The 20,353-nt window shown below is 38.0% G+C and carries 17 protein-coding genes and 1 pseudogene; 16 read left to right on the forward strand and 2 right to left on the reverse strand.

Going from position 1 to position 20,353, the window contains the following annotated elements:
• The first annotated feature begins 4 nt into the window (after nt 1–4).
• On the forward strand, nt 5–943 hold the full coding sequence (prmA, locus tag C9J36_RS05570; RefSeq protein ID WP_107942468.1) for a 50S ribosomal protein L11 methyltransferase: 939 nt from the start codon (nt 5–7) through the stop codon (nt 941–943).
• A 106-nt stretch (nt 944–1,049) separates the two neighbouring features.
• A complete protein-coding gene (locus C9J36_RS05575) occupies nt 1,050–1,793 on the forward strand; it encodes a 16S rRNA (uracil(1498)-N(3))-methyltransferase (protein ID WP_066164117.1) in 744 nt (247 codons plus the stop codon).
• A 413-nt stretch (nt 1,794–2,206) separates the two neighbouring features.
• On the opposite strand, the gene C9J36_RS05580 is transcribed toward C9J36_RS05575, so the two are convergent.
• Nucleotides 2,207–2,638 (reverse strand): stage III sporulation protein AH, encoded by a 432-nt coding sequence (locus C9J36_RS05580; RefSeq protein ID WP_107942469.1) that lies wholly within the window; start codon nt 2,636–2,638, stop codon nt 2,207–2,209.
• Nucleotides 2,639–3,150: 512 nt separating this feature from the next.
• Nucleotides 3,151–3,987, reverse strand: coding sequence for a hypothetical protein (locus tag C9J36_RS05585; protein WP_107942470.1), 837 nt, complete (start codon nt 3,985–3,987; stop codon nt 3,151–3,153).
• A 1,013-nt stretch (nt 3,988–5,000) separates the two neighbouring features.
• On the opposite strand from C9J36_RS05585, the pseudogene C9J36_RS17480 reads away from it, so the two are divergent.
• The 14 genes and pseudogenes from C9J36_RS17480 to eutL all read left to right on the forward strand — a co-directional run.
• Nucleotides 5,001–5,225 (forward strand): annotated as a pseudogene (locus tag C9J36_RS17480) (IS5/IS1182 family transposase); the annotation flags it as partial.
• 277 nt (nt 5,226–5,502) lie between these two features.
• The gene (gene mtaB / locus C9J36_RS05595) at nt 5,503–6,852 is read left to right on the forward strand and encodes a tRNA (N(6)-L-threonylcarbamoyladenosine(37)-C(2))-methylthiotransferase MtaB (RefSeq protein ID WP_107942471.1); all 1,350 of its coding nucleotides are present in this window, start codon (nt 5,503–5,505) and stop codon (nt 6,850–6,852) included.
• Nucleotides 6,853–7,816: 964 nt separating this feature from the next.
• Nucleotides 7,817–10,066 (forward strand): ATP-binding cassette domain-containing protein, encoded by a 2,250-nt coding sequence (locus C9J36_RS05600; RefSeq protein WP_107942472.1) that lies wholly within the window; start codon nt 7,817–7,819, stop codon nt 10,064–10,066.
• 251 nt (nt 10,067–10,317) lie between these two features.
• Nucleotides 10,318–10,986 carry a deoxyribose-phosphate aldolase gene (gene deoC, locus C9J36_RS05605; RefSeq protein WP_066164108.1) on the forward strand — a complete coding sequence of 223 codons (669 nt, stop codon included), beginning with the start codon at nt 10,318–10,320 and terminating at the stop codon, nt 10,984–10,986.
• Between the two features lie 265 nt (nt 10,987–11,251).
• Nucleotides 11,252–11,425: a 30S ribosomal protein S21 gene (gene rpsU, locus C9J36_RS05610; RefSeq protein WP_004227078.1), complete on the forward strand. Its 174-nt coding sequence runs from the start codon at nt 11,252–11,254 to the stop codon at nt 11,423–11,425.
• A gap of 268 nt (nt 11,426–11,693) precedes the next feature.
• Nucleotides 11,694–13,124, forward strand: coding sequence for a sensor histidine kinase (locus tag C9J36_RS05615; protein ID WP_107942473.1), 1,431 nt, complete (start codon nt 11,694–11,696; stop codon nt 13,122–13,124).
• Entirely contained in the window at nt 13,117–13,695 is a 579-nt protein-coding gene (locus C9J36_RS05620; RefSeq protein ID WP_066164103.1) for an ANTAR domain-containing response regulator, read from the forward strand. Before C9J36_RS05615 ends, C9J36_RS05620 begins: the two co-directional genes overlap by 8 nt.
• A gap of 80 nt (nt 13,696–13,775) precedes the next feature.
• Nucleotides 13,776–15,008, forward strand: coding sequence for an ethanolamine utilization protein EutH (gene eutH / locus C9J36_RS05625; protein WP_066164099.1), 1,233 nt, complete (start codon nt 13,776–13,778; stop codon nt 15,006–15,008).
• A gap of 26 nt (nt 15,009–15,034) precedes the next feature.
• Nucleotides 15,035–15,376: an ethanolamine utilization microcompartment protein EutS gene (gene eutS / locus C9J36_RS05630; RefSeq protein WP_066164095.1), complete on the forward strand. Its 342-nt coding sequence runs from the start codon at nt 15,035–15,037 to the stop codon at nt 15,374–15,376.
• 10 nt (nt 15,377–15,386) lie between these two features.
• Entirely contained in the window at nt 15,387–15,887 is a 501-nt protein-coding gene (locus C9J36_RS05635; protein ID WP_107942474.1) for a EutP/PduV family microcompartment system protein, read from the forward strand.
• A gap of 17 nt (nt 15,888–15,904) precedes the next feature.
• Nucleotides 15,905–17,323, forward strand: coding sequence for an ethanolamine ammonia-lyase reactivating factor EutA (locus C9J36_RS05640; protein ID WP_107942475.1), 1,419 nt, complete (start codon nt 15,905–15,907; stop codon nt 17,321–17,323).
• 6 nt (nt 17,324–17,329) lie between these two features.
• Nucleotides 17,330–18,697 (forward strand): ethanolamine ammonia-lyase subunit EutB, encoded by a 1,368-nt coding sequence (locus C9J36_RS05645; protein ID WP_066164079.1) that lies wholly within the window; start codon nt 17,330–17,332, stop codon nt 18,695–18,697.
• Between the two features lie 9 nt (nt 18,698–18,706).
• Entirely contained in the window at nt 18,707–19,678 is a 972-nt protein-coding gene (eutC, locus tag C9J36_RS05650; RefSeq protein ID WP_107942476.1) for an ethanolamine ammonia-lyase subunit EutC, read from the forward strand.
• Between the two features lie 11 nt (nt 19,679–19,689).
• Nucleotides 19,690–20,340: an ethanolamine utilization microcompartment protein EutL gene (eutL, locus tag C9J36_RS05655; RefSeq protein ID WP_066164072.1), complete on the forward strand. Its 651-nt coding sequence runs from the start codon at nt 19,690–19,692 to the stop codon at nt 20,338–20,340.
• Nucleotides 20,341–20,353 lie beyond the last annotated feature (13 nt).

Consider the following 20,353-nt stretch of genomic DNA (forward strand, 5'->3'; position numbering starts at 1 on the left):
GCAAGTGAAGTGGACAGAGTTGTCAGTTTTAACAACACATGAGGCAGTAGACGCTGTATCAAATATATTGCATGAGGCAGGTGCGAGTGGTGTTGTTATAGAGGATTCAATCGAATTAACGAAGGAAAGAATTGATCAATTTGGTGAGATTTATGCATTAAATCCAGATGATTTCCCGAAAAATGGTGTAGTAGTAAAAGCATATTTATCTGCCACAAGCTTTTTAGCTGAAACGGTTGAAGAAATCCGACTTGCAATCGCGAATCTTGTTAATTTCGACATAAATATAGGTGAAAATTTACTAACGACAAATGAAGTGCAGGATGAAGACTGGGCAACAGCTTGGAAACAATACTATCACCCAGTAAAAATCTCAGAGCGCTTTACAATCGTCCCAACATGGGAGGACTACACGCCTGTTTCAACAGACGAGTTAATCATTGAGCTTGACCCCGGTATGGCTTTTGGTACAGGGACACATCCAACAACGGTCATGTGCTTACAGGCGCTTGAAAAAGTTGTCCAGCAGGGGCAAACGGTTGTTGATGTTGGTACAGGGTCAGGTGTCCTATCAATAGGTGCAGCAATGCTTGGTGCAGAAAAAGTGCATGCACTTGACTTAGATGAAGTCGCTGTAAAATCTGCTCAGGAAAACACGCAATTAAATAAAGTTGAGCATATTGTTAAAGTATTCCACGGCAACTTATTAGACACAGTGAAAGAGCCAGCAGATGTTGTCGTTGCCAATATTTTAGCTGAAATTATTATGAGCTTCACAGATGATGCTTTTTCTATCGTAAAGCCGGGCGGTGTTTACGTAACATCTGGTATTATTGGTGCGAAAAAAGATGATGTTAAAGCGGCTCTTGAAGCATCAGGCTTCCAAGTGGAAGAAATTTTAATGATGGAAGATTGGGTAGCGATTATTTCTCGTAGACCTTAATGCGAGTAGGAACGCAAATATAGGAACAATCTGGGGTTTTGGCTGTCGGGAAAGATGAAATCTTTCTTGGCAGCCACTTTTCTCTTCATAATTAAGGAGCGATTATATGCAACGATATTTTATTAATGAACAGTTTGACGACAAGGCACAGCTAGAAATTATTGGGGAGAGTGCCAAGCATATAAGCAAAGTCATGCGTATGCAAATTGGTGATGAATTAATTGTTGTAACAAATGGGGAAGCGTATATTTGTACAATTGTTGTTTTGGATACAACAATTATTGTAGAAAATACTGGTCGCACAGTTGCATCACCAGAAATGCCAATTAAAGTTGATATTGCATGCGGTTTACCTAAAGGTGATAAACTTGAACTCATTACGCAAAAAGCGACAGAACTAGGTATGCACGCATTAATTCCATTTGCTGCGGAACGTTCCATCGTCAAATGGGATGATAAAAAAGGAGAGAAAAAGACTGAGCGCCTGCAAAAAATTGCGCAGGAGGCAGCCGAGCAATCGCACCGTACATATGTCCCTAGCATTTCTCAGCCTATCTCATTCAAGCAATTGCTTGAGCTAATACCTAAATACGATGCCGTTTTCATTGCAGATGAAGAAGATGCAAAGCAATTACAACGTACAAAGTTTGCGGATAAGCTAAAAAAGGTGTATGATAATAAATTGGAATCAATATTATGTATTTTTGGTCCAGAAGGAGGCATATCGCGTCAAGAATCTGCTAGCTTATTAAAAGCAGGTGCTGAAACGATGTCGCTTGGTCCTAGAATTTTACGTGCAGAAACCGCACCATTATATGCGCTTTCTGCCATTTCATATGAATTTGAATGAAAGAAAGAGGTGTCGAAGCCTTGAGAACAGTAGCATTTCAAACTTTGGGATGTGCGGTAGTGAAGAGACTTACGATTGCGTAGGAATGTAGATGTATCAAGGGTTCAATAGCTTGGAAAAAATCACTTGAAATTTGGAGTTTCAAGTGATTTTCTCGTTATACAATGATTTTTTCAATAATAATTTGCTTGAAATCAGACAACATCTCTCTGCCCATAGCATCCGAAAGTTCTCGATAATCAACAAGCCTAGAATTTTGCATTTGTTACCAAAAATGTTTAAACGGCTTGAGCCCTTTAGAATACAGGGCTCAAGCCGCATAAAGCATCTTTATTATTTTCCCTGACTACTTGATAGGGAGCAGTTCATTAGCAGTATTTGTGGACTTTTATGTATTTCCAAACAAGTTTTAGTTAACTTAATAAGAAACTGTTCCATAATGTTTCATCAACCATAAAAAACCCCTCGTGTGAACAGCCAGCCAACAAACACTTATCATTTTGATAAAACATTAAGTCTTCTGGTAATTTTGGGTTATGCCACTCAAAAAGAGAATTGCTCTTTTCTTTTAAAAATTCACTTGTAGCATCGTTTATCTCAAAATAAAAAACATATGCTGTATTACCCGCACCAAGTGCTGTTGTCTCCCATTTTGATTGTATATTGGTTTTGATTAAATTTCCTTGAATTTTAGTAATCAGATTAGTGATATAATCAAGGCGCTCCTTTTCATTTTTCATCATTTGTCTATTTTCGACAAAAGCGAAGTAATCGCAATGTTCAGATAATATGTTTATTAATTTTTTATACTCTTCACCTATTACATTTTTGTTTATCATTAACATATGAATGCCTCCAGCGTATAACTTTTTTTATAGCAATTTTTATCTTTTGATAATTATTAAACTCTTCTACTCTTTTGATTAAAAGTATAACATTTCCAAACCTTTGTTTGGTAATTTTATTTAAATCCGCGTTTTTCTGATATTACTCTTTTTGTATAATCGCTTGAGCAACTTTAACTTCCCCCTAGATGAATTGGAGTAGACTTGCGTTCAAGTGTATTAAATATTCTAAATAACTCTGAAATCACTTTAAATATGTGTGCTTGAGTCCGCTCTAAATTTCCGCTAGCAAAAAAATCCCAAACTATGTATAAACCAATTAGGATTGACGTTTACAATAGTTCGGATATTTCTATAAAAGATACATTGTTATGTTAAATTTTTAAATTGAAATTTTTTAGAATCGGTGGCTCCCAAATAAAATCATATATTTGTTTAAAACTAAATTTAACTACTTGTCTTTAACAAACTTATAAGTGAATATACTAAAAAACATCTAAGTTTAGAATATGTTAGTTTTTCCAAATATTACCCATGTACCATGAATGACCATTTCCGTTTACAAAAATCCCTCGTTCTGCATCAAATACTTCTCCGTGATAATGCGGTAAATATCTAGGGAAAGGCCCATGTTGTTCAGGACCTCTTACAATAGTTCTAAAAATACTTTTTGCATAGGTCTCGGTTCTACCAAAAACACTTTCACCCAAAGCCAATCGAGCTCGAGCCTCAGCTTCAGATATTCCAGGACCAATTACTACTATACTCTGTTTAGCATCACCGTTTGGTAAGTGGGTCCAAGCAGCATGATATTTATGATTTGGATACTTATTTGTTATTTCAGCGATGTTAGTAGGAATAGTATATTCTAACCCACTAATATAAATCAATGTACCGGCTAATAAGAGTAATTCAATACCTTTTGCTATATATGGTAACGCTAATGGTACAGCAAAACCAAAGTAAGGCGTAATATTACCATTGTCTATTTTTTGATTTAAATCTTGAAAATTAATAATACTTCCATCTGCAATGTTAATTAGATAACCTTGCATTTCGTTTGAATCACCTTCTATATTTTCTAATACAATTTCGTATTTAACAAGACCAGTTTCCATATACATCTTCTTAGATAATTTATCAACGGAAACGGTATATCTTTTTCCGTCTTCAAAATAACTTACCTTTGTAAGATTATCAGTAGTAATTACTTCGGTTCCAGGAGGTAAGAGGTTATCTTCTGGGTTTTCAGCATTTGCTACATTATGTAATGGAAAAAGTGTAGTAAACACCATAGCCATTACTAAAATATTAATAAAAAAGTTCTTTAATTTAATTTTTCCTATCATTTTATTTATCTCCTTATTATAATTTAGATTCTAAGAGCCACTAGGTGAATTATACCAATAGAACAAATAAGAAGTAAATGAGTAATTTAAAATATTTTTTTCATTATAAAGGTAAAATAGGTGTTATCTATATTATAATTTATATAATGTAATTAGAGTTTTCTCTTAACATTTATTTTTTCATTATATTAAGATGTTAGGGTAATTGCTTTCAATAACTTACTTTTCCCTCTATTATTTTCGCCAATAGAGATGACTAATTTATTTAATTTCAGTTCGATATTTTTAAATTTCTATAACCCCTAATATAAGGACTTAAAAGTAACATTTTTTCTCTCTGTTCTTCCATATCTACAATTAATAATTGCTCTGCCCTATAATTAACATATTTCTTCCTCTGCCTGAAATTAATGTATCCTCAAAAAACATTGGATAAAATATATCTATAAATTTCAAACTTATTAAAAATCATATTCTAAAAAATAGCTGATTTTTGTTTCAAAATCATTACTGCCTATTCCATGTTTGAATCCAGAACTTATCCTTAAAGAATAAAGTAAAATTTTCTAGAGTTTTTTCTGATTGACTTTTTGAAATTCTGAAACTGTATTTAATACCGCCCTTAGATTTCTTATACTTACTGATTCCAAGAAAGCCATCCAATAACGTAAAACACCTAGATTCAAATCAGATACATGTACTAACCGTTCATCTTTTGAATAAACAAATTTATAATTTATACTCTCATGTCCTAATAATTCTATAGGACCAGCATATAAAATCTCTTCGATAAACAATTCATGATCAAAATATGGTTGGTATTATAAATCTAGTAAATTATCTTCATCATGTGATTTTATTTTAATCCTGAATTTTACCTTCCCAACCTTTTTTCATTCCCTACCAACTTGCTTATTTTTCAGATAAGATAAGTGGGACAGGTAATGCCCATTCAGTCAATTCTGTTTTATCAACTGAATCAAACGACTTACGAAAAGAAGCTAGAGATGTAGTTAAAGATTCCAGCGAACATGCTTTGGCGAGATATCCCAATTGAACCGAAATGGGGTATCAAGAAAAATAGTGACGGTTAAAACGCGTTCTGGTATGGCTTCAAGGGACATTTAGCTGTCTCCACAAAAAGCCAATACATTGTGGCTCGATTGATGTCATCCAGCAATTTAAGTGATAGTAAAGCGGTAATTTCCTTACTGAAAAAGGTAGTTGAATTAATATCGAACCATACTTATGTTTCCTTTGGCTTTTCTCGCACGTGAGCTAGAAGAAATCAGAACTATTCTCAGTGAAAGTATTTGAGGCTTTATGAAGCTTATTTTATAATGGAGGATGGAACAAAGAAATAATATTATCATATTCAGATGGGATATATAAATAGGAAGAAAATAAAAAAAGAAACGAGCGAAATTAAAAACTAGGCTCATTTCATTTTTTTATGCTATTATAAAACACGTTGATAATTTGAACATATAAAGCAATTTCGAAAGGATGATATATATGAGTAACAAGCTTCGAAAAACCGTGGCTATGTCTACATTAGGTTGTAAAGTTAATCACTACGAAACTGAGGCCATATGGCAATTATTTAAAGAGCAAGAATATAATCGCATCGACTTCGAACAGCAGGCAGACGTTTATGTCATTAACACTTGTACAGTAACGAATACAGGGGATAAAAAATCACGTCAAGTTATACGTCGTGCGGTACGCCGTAACCCTGATGCAGTTATTTGTGTAACGGGCTGTTATGCTCAAACATCGCCAGCGGAAATTATGGCAATACCGGGTGTTGATATCGTTGTTGGTACACAAGACCGTCATAAAATGCTCGGCTTAATTAAGCAATATCGTGAAGAACGTGAGCCAATTAATGCAGTTCGTAATATTATGAAAAATCGCGTCTATGAGGAATTAGATGTACCCGCATTTACAGACCGTACACGTGCATCTTTAAAAATTCAAGAGGGCTGTAATAACTTCTGTACATTTTGTATTATTCCATGGGCGCGTGGCTTAATGCGTTCACGTGATCCGCAGGAAGTTATTCGCCAAGCGCAGCAACTAGTTGATGCAGGCTATTTAGAAATTGTTTTAACGGGCATCCACACAGGTGGATATGGACAAGACTTTAAAGACTATAATTTAGCGCAATTATTACGTGATTTGGAATCGCAAGTGAAGGGTTTAAAGCGTCTACGTATTTCTTCAATAGAAGCATCACAGTTAACAGATGAGGTAATTGAAGTGTTGCGCAATTCAAAAATTGTTGTCAATCATCTTCATATACCAATACAGTCAGGCTCAGATACTGTTTTAAAGCGTATGCGTCGTAAATATACGATGGAATTTTTCGCAGAGCGCATTACAAAATTGGCTGAAGCATTGCCAAATCTAGCGGTGACATCTGATGTTATCGTTGGCTTCCCAGGCGAAACAGAGGAAGAGTTTATGGAAACATATAATTTTATTCGTGATCATAAATTTTCGGAATTACATGTATTCCCATACTCTAAACGTACAGGCACACCTGCAGCACGTATGGAGGATCAAGTGGATGAGGAAATTAAAAATGAGCGTGTACATCGCTTAATCGAGTTAAACAATCAACTCGCAAAAGAATATGCATCACGCTTTGAGGGGGAAGTAATGGACATCATCCCTGAGGAGCGCTTCAAAGAAACAGACAACGAAAATTTATATGTTGGCTATACAGATAACTATTTAAAAGTTATTTTTGAAGGTGCAGAAGAGATGATTGGTAAGCTTGTCAAAGTAAAAATTACAAAAGCGGGCTATCCATATAATGAAGGACAATTTGTCCGCGTACTAGAAGAACAAATGCAATAACAATGAGAGATTGAAGGCGTCCAAAATGCCGTGCAGTTGCCGGCTTTTTGGACGCTTTTGTTGATGTTTCTTCAAAAAATTCACTCGGATAGAATAGCAGAAGATTCATTGGAAAGGAGTTGTCCGAAAAGTCCATTTTGTTTTGCCATCGCATTGAAATCAATGTTTTCATCGCTTCCCTTTTACTGAAGGAGTACACTGCTAAAGCCAATGTTCATCCCATTTTTAAAAGAGGCATTTTCTGTTTATATGAATCAACATTTTGTGAAGCATCACCGCTCCTGTCCAAAATGCCGGCTATGCACGACTTTTTGGACAGCCCTATGAACGTGAATAAGTGAAAATTGACATTTCATTGATTACGCAAGACGAGGCTATCTTTTAGATAACTCGAGTTTTCCATTTTTCACTTGAAATGAAAATCACTTAGAAGGACGTGTGCTTTCGATATATTTCAAGGTTGCCAAAATCCTCCATATATTTTATAGCGCACCATCCACACAAAATCTAAAGCTCTAGTTCTTATCTTGCCATCTACTTAAACTTACGATAAAGTTAGAAAGCGATTAATCAATTATGCCTCGACTAACTCTAGTTCAGGTCTTTTCGAGCTTGCTCGGAAACTGCTTTTGGAAATTTATGACATCCGCCGGGGCTATAGGCAACAAGATGTTGGTCACTCAGTCGTTATCTTAGTATGCGATGTTCTTAGACTGAGTTCTTATGATGAGGTTGTCCGAAAAGCTTTTTTATTTCACCTCCGCATTTAAATAAAGGTTTTTATTGCTTTATTTTTATTGAAGGTGAACACCGTTAAAGCCAATATTCACCTCACTTTCAAAAGATTTCTTCTCTATTTAGTTGAGTCAATCTTTTGTCAAACATCATCGCCGCTATCCAAAATGCCGGCTATGCACGGCTTTTTGGACAGCCTTAAGAAGTTAAATTTAAAGGAGGAACTTCCATGGAGCAAACTTATATTGAAATTGTCAATGCAAGAGAAAACAATTTGAAAAATGTCAGCCTACAAATTCCGAAAGGGCAGATTACTGTTTTCACAGGAGTTTCAGGCTCTGGGAAATCATCAATCGTTTTTGATACAGTTGCTCAAGAGGCTGGTCGCCAATTGAATGAAACGTATAGCAGCTTTGTGCGCACATTTTTACCGAAATATCGTCGCCCAGAGGCAGATGCAATTCATAATTTATCAACGGCGATTGTTGTGGACCAAAAGCGCTTTGGTGGCAATGCGCGTTCGACATTAGGCACGGCTACAGATATTAATTCGCTGCTGCGACTGCTATTTTCACGCTTTGCGAAACCGAGCGTTGGCTATGGAAATGCTTATTCCTTTAATGACCCAAGTGGAATGTGCTTACAATGTGAAGGGATTGGGAAAATCATTACATTGAATATAGACACAACATTAGATAAAGAAAAATCATTAAATGAAGGGGCGATTTTACTGCCAGGCTTTGGACCGGGAACATGGCAATGGAAGGCATATGCTGACTCGGGCTTTTTCGATAATGATAAAAAAATTAATGATTACACAGATGAAGAGCTACATCAATTAATGTATGCGGAGCCACAAAAAGTTGTTGTTACCTATCAAAATAGTGAAATAAATGCAACGTACGAAGGCGTTGCTGTGAAATTTATGCGTCAAAATGTCAAGACAGATAAAGATACGACAAAGGCTGCGGCGAGTAAGTTAGAGCAATTTACGACGATGTGTAGCTGTCCTACATGTGATGGAAAGCGCTATAACGAAAAAGTGCTATCCTCGAAAATTTTAGGCTTGTCCATTTATGATATGACAGCGATGCAGCTTGATGAGTTAATGGCTACTTTGCAAAAAATTGAGGAACCACTCGCACAGCAATTAGTCGGAGGTATAACGGAAAGATTGCAAAGCTTATGCGATATTGGTCTTGGCTATATGACGTTAACGCGGGAAATGCCGACATTATCAGGTGGGGAATCACAACGAGTCAAAATGGTTAAATATTTATCGAGTAATTTAACAGGTTTGATTTATATATTTGATGAGCCGAGCACAGGTCTGCATCCACATGATGTTTATCGCTTAAATGATTTACTTATTAAATTGCGTGATAAAGGCAATACCGTCCTCGTAGTAGAGCATGACCCTGATGTTATCCAAATTGCAGACCATGTTATTGATGTTGGTCCTGCTGCTGGCTCCAAAGGTGGACAAATTATGTTTAGCGGTAGCTATGAAGAGCTTTTAACATCCGATACATTAACAGCGCAATATTTAAAATCAGCAGCAACAGTCAAGGCAAATCCGCGTCCTGCAGCAGAATTTTTAGAGAGCGAGGCAAGCTCTTTACACAATTTGAAAAACGTTAGTCTACGTGTGCCAGTAGGAGTATTGACTGCTGTGACAGGGGTAGCTGGTTCTGGTAAAAGTACGCTAGTGCATGAAGTGTTTGCTAAAAAATATCCTGAAGCGATACGCATTGACCAAAGTGCTGTACATGCCAACAGTCGCTCGAATCCTGTTACTTATACAGGTGTTATGAATTCAATTCGCAAAGCCTTTTCGGATGAAAACGCTGTTGAGGCAGGCTTGTTCAGTTATAATTCAACGGGGGGCTGTGAGGGCTGTGGTGGTACTGGAACAGTTGAATTGAATTTGTCATTTATGGATAAAGCAGAAGTAATTTGCTCTGAATGTGATGGCACACGCTACAAAAAGGAAGTACTTCAATATACGTATAAGGACAAAAATATTGTAGAAGTAATGGATATGACAGTGGCAGAGGCAGTAGAATTTTTTGAGGCGAAGGATATTAAGCGCAAATTAACAAGCTTAAATACAGTTGGTTTGTCTTATTTAACTTTAGGGCAGCCGCTAAATACATTATCTGGTGGAGAATGCCAACGCTTAAAGCTGGCAAAGGAAATGTCGACAAAAGGGAATCTATACATTTTAGATGAGCCTACAACAGGCTTACATATGTCTGATGTTGCGACAATTTTAACGATTATGAACAAGCTTGTAGACAAAGGAAACACAGTAATTGTTATTGAGCATAATTTGGATGTAATTCGCCACAGTGATTGGATTATTGATATAGGTCCTGAAGGGGGAATCGGTGGCGGAGAAATTTTATATGAGGGTCCACCCGCTGACATTGTGAGCTGTGAACGCTCGATTACGTCTAAACATTTGACGCAAGAATAATAGAACTAGAACGGTGCTTGTACAGTGAGCTAAAATACCACTGTGCAAGCATCTTTTGTATTTTTATTGAGCTAATTTTAATGCCCTTTTTTTAACTTTAAAATGAATAAATGATTATGCATTAAAACGAATTTTCCCGTGAGACTTAGTATGTGAAAAGAAATTCACGCTTTTTTATTTAACATTTCTCTTTCAAGGGTAAACTATGATATAGTTGTACGTACAACATATATTTTAAAGGAGCTATCATCATGACTCAAAATTATGCAAAAATGATTGACCATACTTTATTAAAGGCGGATGCTACACGGGGGCAAATTGCGGAAATTTGCGCGGAGGCAAAGCAATATGATTTTGCCTCAGTTTGTGTTAATCCAACATGGGTTAAGTACAGTGCGGAGCTTTTAGCAGGTACTGATGTGAAAGTATGTACAGTAATCGGCTTCCCATTAGGCGCTACGACTTCAGCGGTCAAAGCATTTGAAACGAAGGATGCTATTGCGAATGGTGCTGGTGAGATTGATATGGTTATTAATATTGGCGCACTCAAAAATGGTGAGTATGATATTGTGTTGAATGATATTAAAGCGGTTGTAGAGGCTGCAAATGGAACGCTTGTGAAGGTGATTATTGAAACATGCTTCTTAACAGACGAAGAGAAGGTGAAAGCATGCCAATTATCTGTTGAAGCAGGTGCAGACTTTGTAAAAACATCAACTGGCTTTGGAACAGCAGGTGCAACAGCGGAAGATATTGCTTTAATGCGCAAAACAGTAGGACCAGATTTAGGTGTAAAAGCTTCTGGTGGTGTTCGTAGTTTAGAAGATATGAAAAAAATGGTTGAGCACGGAGCAACGCGTATTGGAGCGAGCTCTGGCGTTGCAATTATGAATGGTTTAACTTCTGAAACTAACTATTAAGCGCCCTGCCGCACGCTGAAAAGAGGGTAGATATCACAGATTTTGAAGCGAGATCTGCGTGATGCAGGTCAGTTAACCGGTGTCATAGGACATGACGGTTTTAGGTTGTTAGCTCGAAAAAATCTGGGTATAATTATGCCGAGACGTAATTGAAATGTGATAGTTTTTATTGACTGACTGCTAATCTTGCGTTATAATTTTTTAGTACACACTAAGGATTTTATTAGTGTTGTATTGACGTGTGTTCGGAGGGAGGGAAAGAGAGATGTCAAAAACTGTCGTTCGAAAAAACGAATCGCTTGAAGATGCTCTTCGCCGCTTCAAACGTACTGTATCAAAAAGTGGTACAATTCAAGAAGTTAGAAAGCGCGAGTTCTACGAAAAACCTAGCGTAAAACGTAAAAAGAAATCAGAAGCTGCACGTAAACGTAAGTGGTAATTTTTTCCTAAAATCCCTACGTTCAAAACACGCAATTTTATGATTCACTGAGCAGACAACAATGATACACCCCAATTTTTACATTGTAAAAATTGGGGTGTTTTGCTTTCGAAAAAAGTAATTTTATTGTTAGATAAATCTATAAATTTCTTAAAAATGCACAATTTTTGCTCGTAAAAAATAAATTATTATTGAAAAATGTATAGTATTATGGTTATAATAATGACAAAAATTCAGCACAATTTTGTGTATTTTGTAACAGGGGGTTTTGGGCCTGTCAAATATCGAAAAGCTTTGCAAAAAATATACGAGTCTATCAACGGCAGATATTGCAAAGTTGCAGCAACTAGAAACGACACTAGCGTATTATGCTGAATTGGCAGAATGCTATATGTTCATCGATTGTCTCGTTGAGGAGCAGTCACACGCAATTGTCGTGGCAGAGGCATTCCCTAAAAAGCAAAATAATTTATATGAGCAATCGGTCATTGGCAAGCTTGTTTTTGAAAGCTTTGAACCCGCGGTATTTTCTGCTTTTAGAAAAGGTGAAAGGGCTTCTGTGTCTAGGGCAATTACACAGGAAGGAATTACGGTTGAGCAACACGTCATTCCCATTTTTAATGATGATGAGCAAGTGATTGCTGTCTTAATTAAGGAAAAGCGGATGGCAGTAAAGGAGCAAAACGATGAAGTTGTGCAGCAAATGCCTTTTGCATTGATTGAGCATATTGTGAAGCCTGATTTTCAACCAGTTCCTGTCGTTTCAGACTTGCTAGTAGAATCAATTATTTTAACGAATCATGAAAATAAAGTGATTTATACAAATCCTGCTGGCTATCGTTTTATATCCGAGTTATCAGGACGTGATTCGTTTGATAATATTGCGTTAAATGAGATTTTTCCATTTCTTCAAGAAATATATGATAAAGACGACGATGTCTTTTTCATTGAAATTACGATTGATGGAAAATCATTTATTGTCAAGAAAATTCCTATTCGCAATCAAAGTGAAAAGGTGACGCTCTTAATCATTCATGATTTGACCGAGCTGAAATTGAAAGAAAATGAGCTAATGATGAAAACTTTCGCCATTCGTGAAATTCATCATCGTGTGAAAAATAATTTGCAAACGGTCACAAGCTTACTCCGTCTGCAAATGCGCAATGCGGTATCAGCATCACATACAGTGGCCTTTCAAGAAGCTTTAAATCGGATCTATAGCATTTCCTCTGTCTATGAACTCATTTTAGAAAATGAGGACAATGCAGAAGAAAAGGTAGATGTCATTGCACTAGCTAGAAAAATTGGTGACAAAATGATTGACACAGCACATAGCGCTGATATTCAATTAAGAGTGCATCATAATGATTTACAACTGTTTTGTCACTCTAAAAAAGCGGTATCGCTTGCACTAATTATTAGCGAGTTATTGCAAAATGCATTGAAATATGCTTTTATAGGTCGTAAGGAAGGTTTAATAAATATTCACTTTTATCAAGATAATTCGGTTATTTCGCTCCATATTTCCGACAACGGCGTCGGTATGCATGAAGCGAAGCCATCATTAGGAATGGAAATTATTACGCGGCTTGTCGAATATGACCTAGCGGGTACATTTACGATTATCCCTAGCGATAGAGGTACACATACTCAAATTCAGTTTCCTGTATGTGAGGAGGTATTTATTCTAAATGACTAGGAAAGTAATGATTGTTGAAGATGAATCGCTTATTGCAATTGACCTACAATATATTTTAGAAGATAATGGCTATGAGGTTGTAGCACATGCGAAAAATGGAGAAATAGCGATTGAGTTAGCCTATCTCCACAAACCGCACCTCATACTGATGGATATTAAAATGCCAAAACTAGATGGTCTAAAAGCAAGTAAAATTATTGAGCAGCAGTTTGGAATACCAATTCTTTTTATCTCGGCATATAGTGAAAAAGAATTGCTATCATACATGAAGCAAGATAATGTACTTGGCTATGTGATGAAACCTTTCTCAGAGAAAAATGTACTACCAGCGTTGGAAGTCGCTTTTCATCAAATTGAGAAGTTTGACCGTTTAAGTGGGCAACTACAGCAGGTTCAAAATCAGATGGAAAAACGTAAAGTCATTGAGCGAGCTAAGGGATTGCTCATGCAGCTAGAAAATATTAGCGAAGAAGAGGCTTACAAAAAAATCCGCAATGAGAGTATGCGGACACAGCAGGAAATGGTGCATATCGCACAGCAAATTATCAATACCCAACAAGTAAATAGCTAAGCAAAGGCGCTTAAAGAAAAAGTATTTTTCTTTAAGCGCCTTTTTTATATAGATAAAACAATAAAGGGGTGTATGAGTCTATGGAAATGATAGGAACGGTCATCGTTTATATTATTATGATTTGTGCAGTATTAGGCGCAATCGGAGCAATCCGAGATGCGGAGTATGGGATTGGAAAAGAGTTCATGAATGGTATGCATACGGTAGGTCACATTTTCGTGCCTGCAGCGGGTATTATGGCGTCCATTCCATATTTAACTTGGTTTATTAGTAATTTTATTAGCCCCATTTTCGAAATGATTGGTGCGGATCCAGCGATTGCAGCAACAACCATTTTAGCCTCAGATATGGGAGGTTATCAGCTAGCAAATGCCTTGAAAACATCCTATGAAGGCTGGGTAATGGCATTAGTTGTTGGTTTTATGTCAGGGGCGACGATTGTATTCTCCATTCCGATGGGACTTGCAATGTTAGACAAACGTGACCATAAGTATATGGCGTTAGGTATTATGGCTGGAGTTTTAACGATACCGATTGGTGCATTTATTTCGTCTATTATGATTGTGACATTCAATACGGAAGTTCGTGAAATTATTAGCACAACAGAGGCACCTACATATGTGTTTGCAATTTCTGTGTTACAAATTTTAATTAATTTACTGCCGTTATTTATTTTCGTTATTTTAATTGCACTTGGTTTAAAGCTCGTTCCAAATGCGATGATTACAGGCTTTATGTTATTTGGACGCATTATGGATGCTGGAATTAAATTAGTGCTTGTGTTCTCAATTGTCGAAATTTTCACAGGTCTTTTCTCAACAATCTTTGGCGCATGGGGCTTTGACCCAATTATGGCGGACGAAGCTGACCAATTCCGAGCATTAGAAACAGCCGGTTATATAGGAATTATGTTAGCGGGTGCATTCCCAATGGTTTATTTGATTCGAAAATATGCATCAAAACCATTGGAAGCTGTTGGCGGCAAGCTTGGTTTATCATCAGCGGGAAGCGCGGGTCTTTTAGCAACAGTAGCTAATATTTTAGCGATGTTTACACTTGTGCGTGATATGCCGCCAAAAGATAAAGTTATTAATATCGCATTTGGTGTTTGTTCCGCATTCCTACTAGGTGACCATTTATCGTTTACGGCAAACTTCCAGCCGACAATTATTTTACCAGTTATCGTTGGTAAATTATTAGCGGGTATTATCGCGATTTACTTAGCGTACAAGCTATCAGTACCAACTGCTTTAAAACTAGAGCAGGAAGACCGTAAAGCTGGCGTAATTAAAGAAAATGAGTATTTAACTTAAGTAAAAAATAGTAAGGAGTGAGTGGTGTGGGCGAGGAGAAAAAACGATTTATACAGGAGTTTGTGCCTGGTAAACAACTAACATTGAGTCATTTAATTGCGAACCCAGATCCTGATATGTTTCAAAAATTAGGTATACAGGAGGCAGGTGCTTTAGGCATTATGACTTGTACACCAAGTGAAACAGTGATTATTGCAGGAGATTTGGCAACGAAATCTGCCAATGTCCGTCTTGGCTTTCTAGACCGTTTTACAGGGAGTCTTGTTATTGTTGGCAGCGTATCAGAAGTGGAAATGGCGATGATTGAAATCAATCGATTTTTATCTGAAAGCTTAGGCTACACACCATCACGAATTACGAAATCATAGGAGTGCCCATATGAAAAATCGCGTGATGATTATAGGTGGCGTTCAAGCTGGAAAGTCGACGCTAATGAATGCGTTATTAGGAAAAAATAGCTCAGCAAATAAGACGCAGGCACTTGTCTACGAGGATTGGATTGTAGATACACCGGGGGAATATATTGAAAATCCATTGTATTACAGGAATATTATGGCGACATCGTTAGAGGTAACACATGTAATTTATTTGCAAGATGCGACCTCCTCTCGCACTGTTTTTCCGCCACAATTTAGCTTGGGTATTCCAAAAATACAAATCGGTGTCATTACAAAAATTGACCATCCACAGGCTGATGCGGAGCGAGCAACAAGCTTATTGAAAAATGTAATGATGCGAGGGCCGATTGTTAAAACATCTGCACTAGAAAAACGAGGAATTGAGTTTATTGCACCGCTAATTGAATTAAATGACACAGCAGCAATTAAACAATTTGTGTTAGATAGTGCAAGTCCTTATCTCGAATATTGCGAACCGTGAATGGGGGGAAGGGTGAATTGACAACAGAAGAAATTTTGAGTGCAGGTATCGATATTGGTACGAGTACAACAAAAATGGTCGTTAGCCGCTTCTTATTACGCAATGTAGCAGGGTTAACACATGTGCCACGTATTGAAATTATTGAGAAAAAGCTCGTACATCAAAGTCCCATCATTAAAACGCCCTTTAAAAGCAAAGATGTAATTGATATGGAAAAAATACAACAATTTATTTTTCAGCAATACCAACTAGCAAATGTGTTGCCAGAAAACATTTCAACAGGTGCAATTATTATTACAGGTGAATCGGCAACGAAACACAATGCGAGTGAGGTAGTGCATACTATTTCAGATAGTGCAGGAAATTTTCTAGTAGCTACTGCTGGTCCAGACTTAGAAGGCATTATTGCGGCAAAGGGCTCGGGTACCGTACAGCAATCAAAGAAAACGGGAAAAGTGATAGCCAATATTGATATTGGTGGGGGTACTGCAAATATTGCAGTCGTTCAGTATGGAGAAGTAATAGGCACATGTACATTGCATATCGGTGGCAGATTATTAGAGTTTCAAAATGGCGTCATCCACTCTATCTCACCACCTTTAGAACGTTTGATGCAGCGCTGGGATAACCCTTTAAAAATTGGTGATGCAGCAAATGACCCGCGCATTGCCAAGTGTATAGAGGAAATGGTCACAGTGCTTGCACATGTGCTAACAGGTCAATTAACTAATGCGCAACATCCGTTATTATTAGGGCATTTACCAAATTGGTCAAAGCAAGTAGAGGCTGTCGTTTTTTCAGGTGGTGTAGCCGCTTGTATTTACGAGGATAATTGCTCCATGCGCCAATATGACGATATCGGTGAAAGATTAGCAAAAGCGTTGCAACAGCATGTAGGGCTGCAATCATTTTTATGGATAAAGCCAGAAGAAACGGCACGAGCTACTGTGACGGGAGCAGGTACACAAACAACCGATATTAGTGGGGCGACAATTCAGGTTGATGCGGCTGTCTTACCATTAAAAAATGTGCCTGTTTTCCAGTGTAATATGCATGCGTCAATGGCTAATATTAACAGCATTGTTGCAAATGCAGTCGCACAGGCAAATACACTTTTTTCTGTGCAAGAAAGCCCTATGCCTTATGCGCTCTATTTTAGCCAGCTACCATATTTGAGCTTTCAAGATGTACATGAGCTATGCCAAGTCATTTTGCAGCAATTCACCTCAAGGAGCACGATACCGATTATTTTAATTATTCAATCGGATTACGCTAAAGTAATTGGTCAGACGATTCAATCAATTAATAAGGAAGTGCCAATTATTTGCATTGACCAAATTAAGGTAGAAACAGGTGATTATATCGACATCGGGGAAGTGCTGCCATCTGGCGTAGTACCTGTTGTTGTCAAAACACTTGCATTCCACTCACAGTAAAGGAGGATGGACGTGAATTTATCAGTTATATTGGGTGGAGAAAAATATAATTTTAAATCGCTGAAAGATGTGATGGCGAAGGCCAATGAAGAAAAATCAGGCGACCGTCTCGCGGGAATCGCAGCCGAAACGGTGCAGGAGCGCATCGCAGCGAAGGCTGTATTAAGCGAATTATTAATAAAGGATATTCGAGAAAACCCACTTATTCCAGAGGATGATGAAGTATCACGCATCATCGAGCAGGATGTCAATGAGCAAATTTATGGAGAAATTAAAAATTGGAGCATTGAGCAACTGCGTGAATATATTTTATCGAATGATACAGGCGACCGAGAGTTAAAGCGTCTGAGCAAAGGAATGAATTCCGAAATCATTGCGGCTGTGACAAAGCTTATGTCCAATTTAGACCTTGTACATGCAGCCAATAAAGTAGAAGTTTTATCAACATGTAATATTACAATCGGGCATAAGGGTACATTGGCATCACGCCTACAGCCGAATCATCCAACAGACAATATCGATGGAATTATCGCCTCCTTGAAGGAAGGCTTGTCTTACGGAATTGGTGATGCAGTTATCGGTATTAACCCAGTAGATGATTCAGTCGAAAGTGTAAAAAAAGTATTGCATGCGACAAAAAACTTTATCAATGAATGGGATATTCCAACACAAAACTGTGTGCTAGCACATATTACGACACAGATGAAGGCCATTCAGCAAGGTGCACCAGCAGATATGATTTTCCAAAGTATTGCCGGCACAGAAATCGCAAACCGTTCCTTCGGTATTTCCGCTGATTTGATTCGTGAGGCTGAGGCATTAATTAAAAAGCAGGGCACAGGCACTGGTCCGAATTTATTTTATTTCGAAACAGGGCAAGGCTCCGAGCTTTCAGCCGAGGCGCATTACGGTGTTGACCAACTAACGCTTGAATCGCGTAATTACGGCTTTGCTCGTCATTTTAATCCATACATCGTCAATACGGTTGTAGGATTTATTGGTCCGGAATATTTATACAACAATAAGCAAGTAATTCGAGCAGGGCTTGAAGACCATTTCATGGGTAAAATGCATTGTTTACCGATGGGTGTGGATATTTGCTACACGAACCATATTAAAGCAGACCAAAATGATGTTGAGGATTTAAGTGTGCTATTAACTGCTGCTGGCGTCAATTTTATTATTGCTGCGCCAATGGGAGATGATGTCATGCTGAATTATCAATCGATGAGCTATCATGATGTAGCGACATTGCTGCAAACTTTAGGGAAAACACCCGCACCAGCCTATTTAGCTTGGCTAGAGAAAATGGGCATTTATGAAAACGGTCGTCTTTCTTCAAGAGCAGGCGATATATCGCTGTTTGAAAGGTAGGTGGATCACTTGAATGAGGAATTAGTAACCAAAATCACACAGCTTGTGATGGAGAAAATGAATGGCAAAACAGTAACACAGCAAGTAGCTGAAGCAGCGCAAAATAATGCAACATTTCGTCTTCTTGAAACGCCTGAGACATCGCCGGTTGATAGTTCGTTAATCAAGCTGTACAACAACGCGCCAGCAAGAGAACAAGTATTGCCAATGGATAATGAAGAAGGAAATTTAACAAATGCGCAAGCAAAAGTCTTTCAATTTGAAGCAGATAGCCCTTCTGAAAGTGTGCAGGCAGCCCGCAAGCATACACCTGCAAGAATTGGTGTCGGCAGAGCGGGGACAAGGCCAAAAACGAAAACATGGTTAAAATTCCGCCTCGACCATGCAGCGGCAGTCGACGCTGTTTACGGTGAAGTATCTGAGGAGCTACTGCAAAAATTAAATGTATCTACAGTAACTACGAGAGTAACAGATAAAGAGGAATATATTACGCGACCTGATTTAGGACGCAGACTGTCCGATGAATCGAAAGAATTTATTCAAGCGAATTGTAAAAGCAACCCACAAGTACAAATTATTATTTCCAACGGTTTAAGTGCAAGTGCTGTTGAGGAAAACGTCATGGATGTCTATTTATCATTACAGCAAAGCTTGACTAATTTGAATATCGAAATTGGTACGACGTTTTACATTGATAAAGGGCGTGTAGCCTTAATGGATGAAATCGGCGAAATTTTACAGTCTGAAGTAATTGTGTACTTAATTGGTGAGCGGCCAGGGCTTGTCTCTGCGGAGTCGATGAGTGCTTATTTATGCTACAAGCCACGAATCGGTACTGTTGAAGCAGAGCGTATGGTTATTTCTAATATTCACAAAGGGGGCATCCCGCCTTTGGAGGCTGGCGCTTATTTAGGAACAGTTGTGCAAAGAATTTTACAACACAAGGCAAGTGGTGTAGCGCTTGTCGAGAAAGAAAGCTAGGAGGTAAGCAGATGAATCCTCAAAAAATAATGGCTGAAATTTTGGCGCTACAAATTATTCCACGCGTCAATCAGGAGCTTGCTGAACAGTTCTCACTAAAGCCCCATCAAAAAAGCTTAGGGCTTGTGACATTAACAATTGATGATGTTGGCTATGTAGCGTTTGATGAAGCGACGAAAAAAGCAGATGTCGATGTTGTCTACGCAAAAAGCTTTTATGCAGGAGCAGCTCATGCCTCGGGTCCGTTATCAGGAGAGGTGATTGGCATCATTGCTGGTAGCTCCCCAGATGAGGTGCGAAGTGGGCTTGATGCGATTGAACAAAAAGTACAATTCGACACCTATTTTGAAGCTATTTTAGGAAATGACGGACATGCCCTATTTGCGCATACGGTGGCAAGCTGTGGCACATATCTTGCGGAGCAGGCAGGAGTGGAGGTTGGCACAGCAATTGCTTACTTGATTGCCCCGCCACTTGAAGCAGTAGTAGGTCTAGATGCAGCTTTAAAGGCGGCAGATGTTGAGCTAAAAGTATTTTTCGGACCTCCGTCTGAAACAAACTTTGGGGGCGGCTTATTAAGTGGCTCACAATCATCTTGCCAAGCAGCAGCCGATGCATTTAAAGAAGCCATCGAAAACTTGGCAAGAAATCCAATAAGCTAGAAAGGAGGCGACG

This window comes from Metasolibacillus fluoroglycofenilyticus, from assembly GCF_003049645.1.
GTDB lineage: Bacteria > Bacillota > Bacilli > Bacillales_A > Planococcaceae > Metasolibacillus > Metasolibacillus fluoroglycofenilyticus.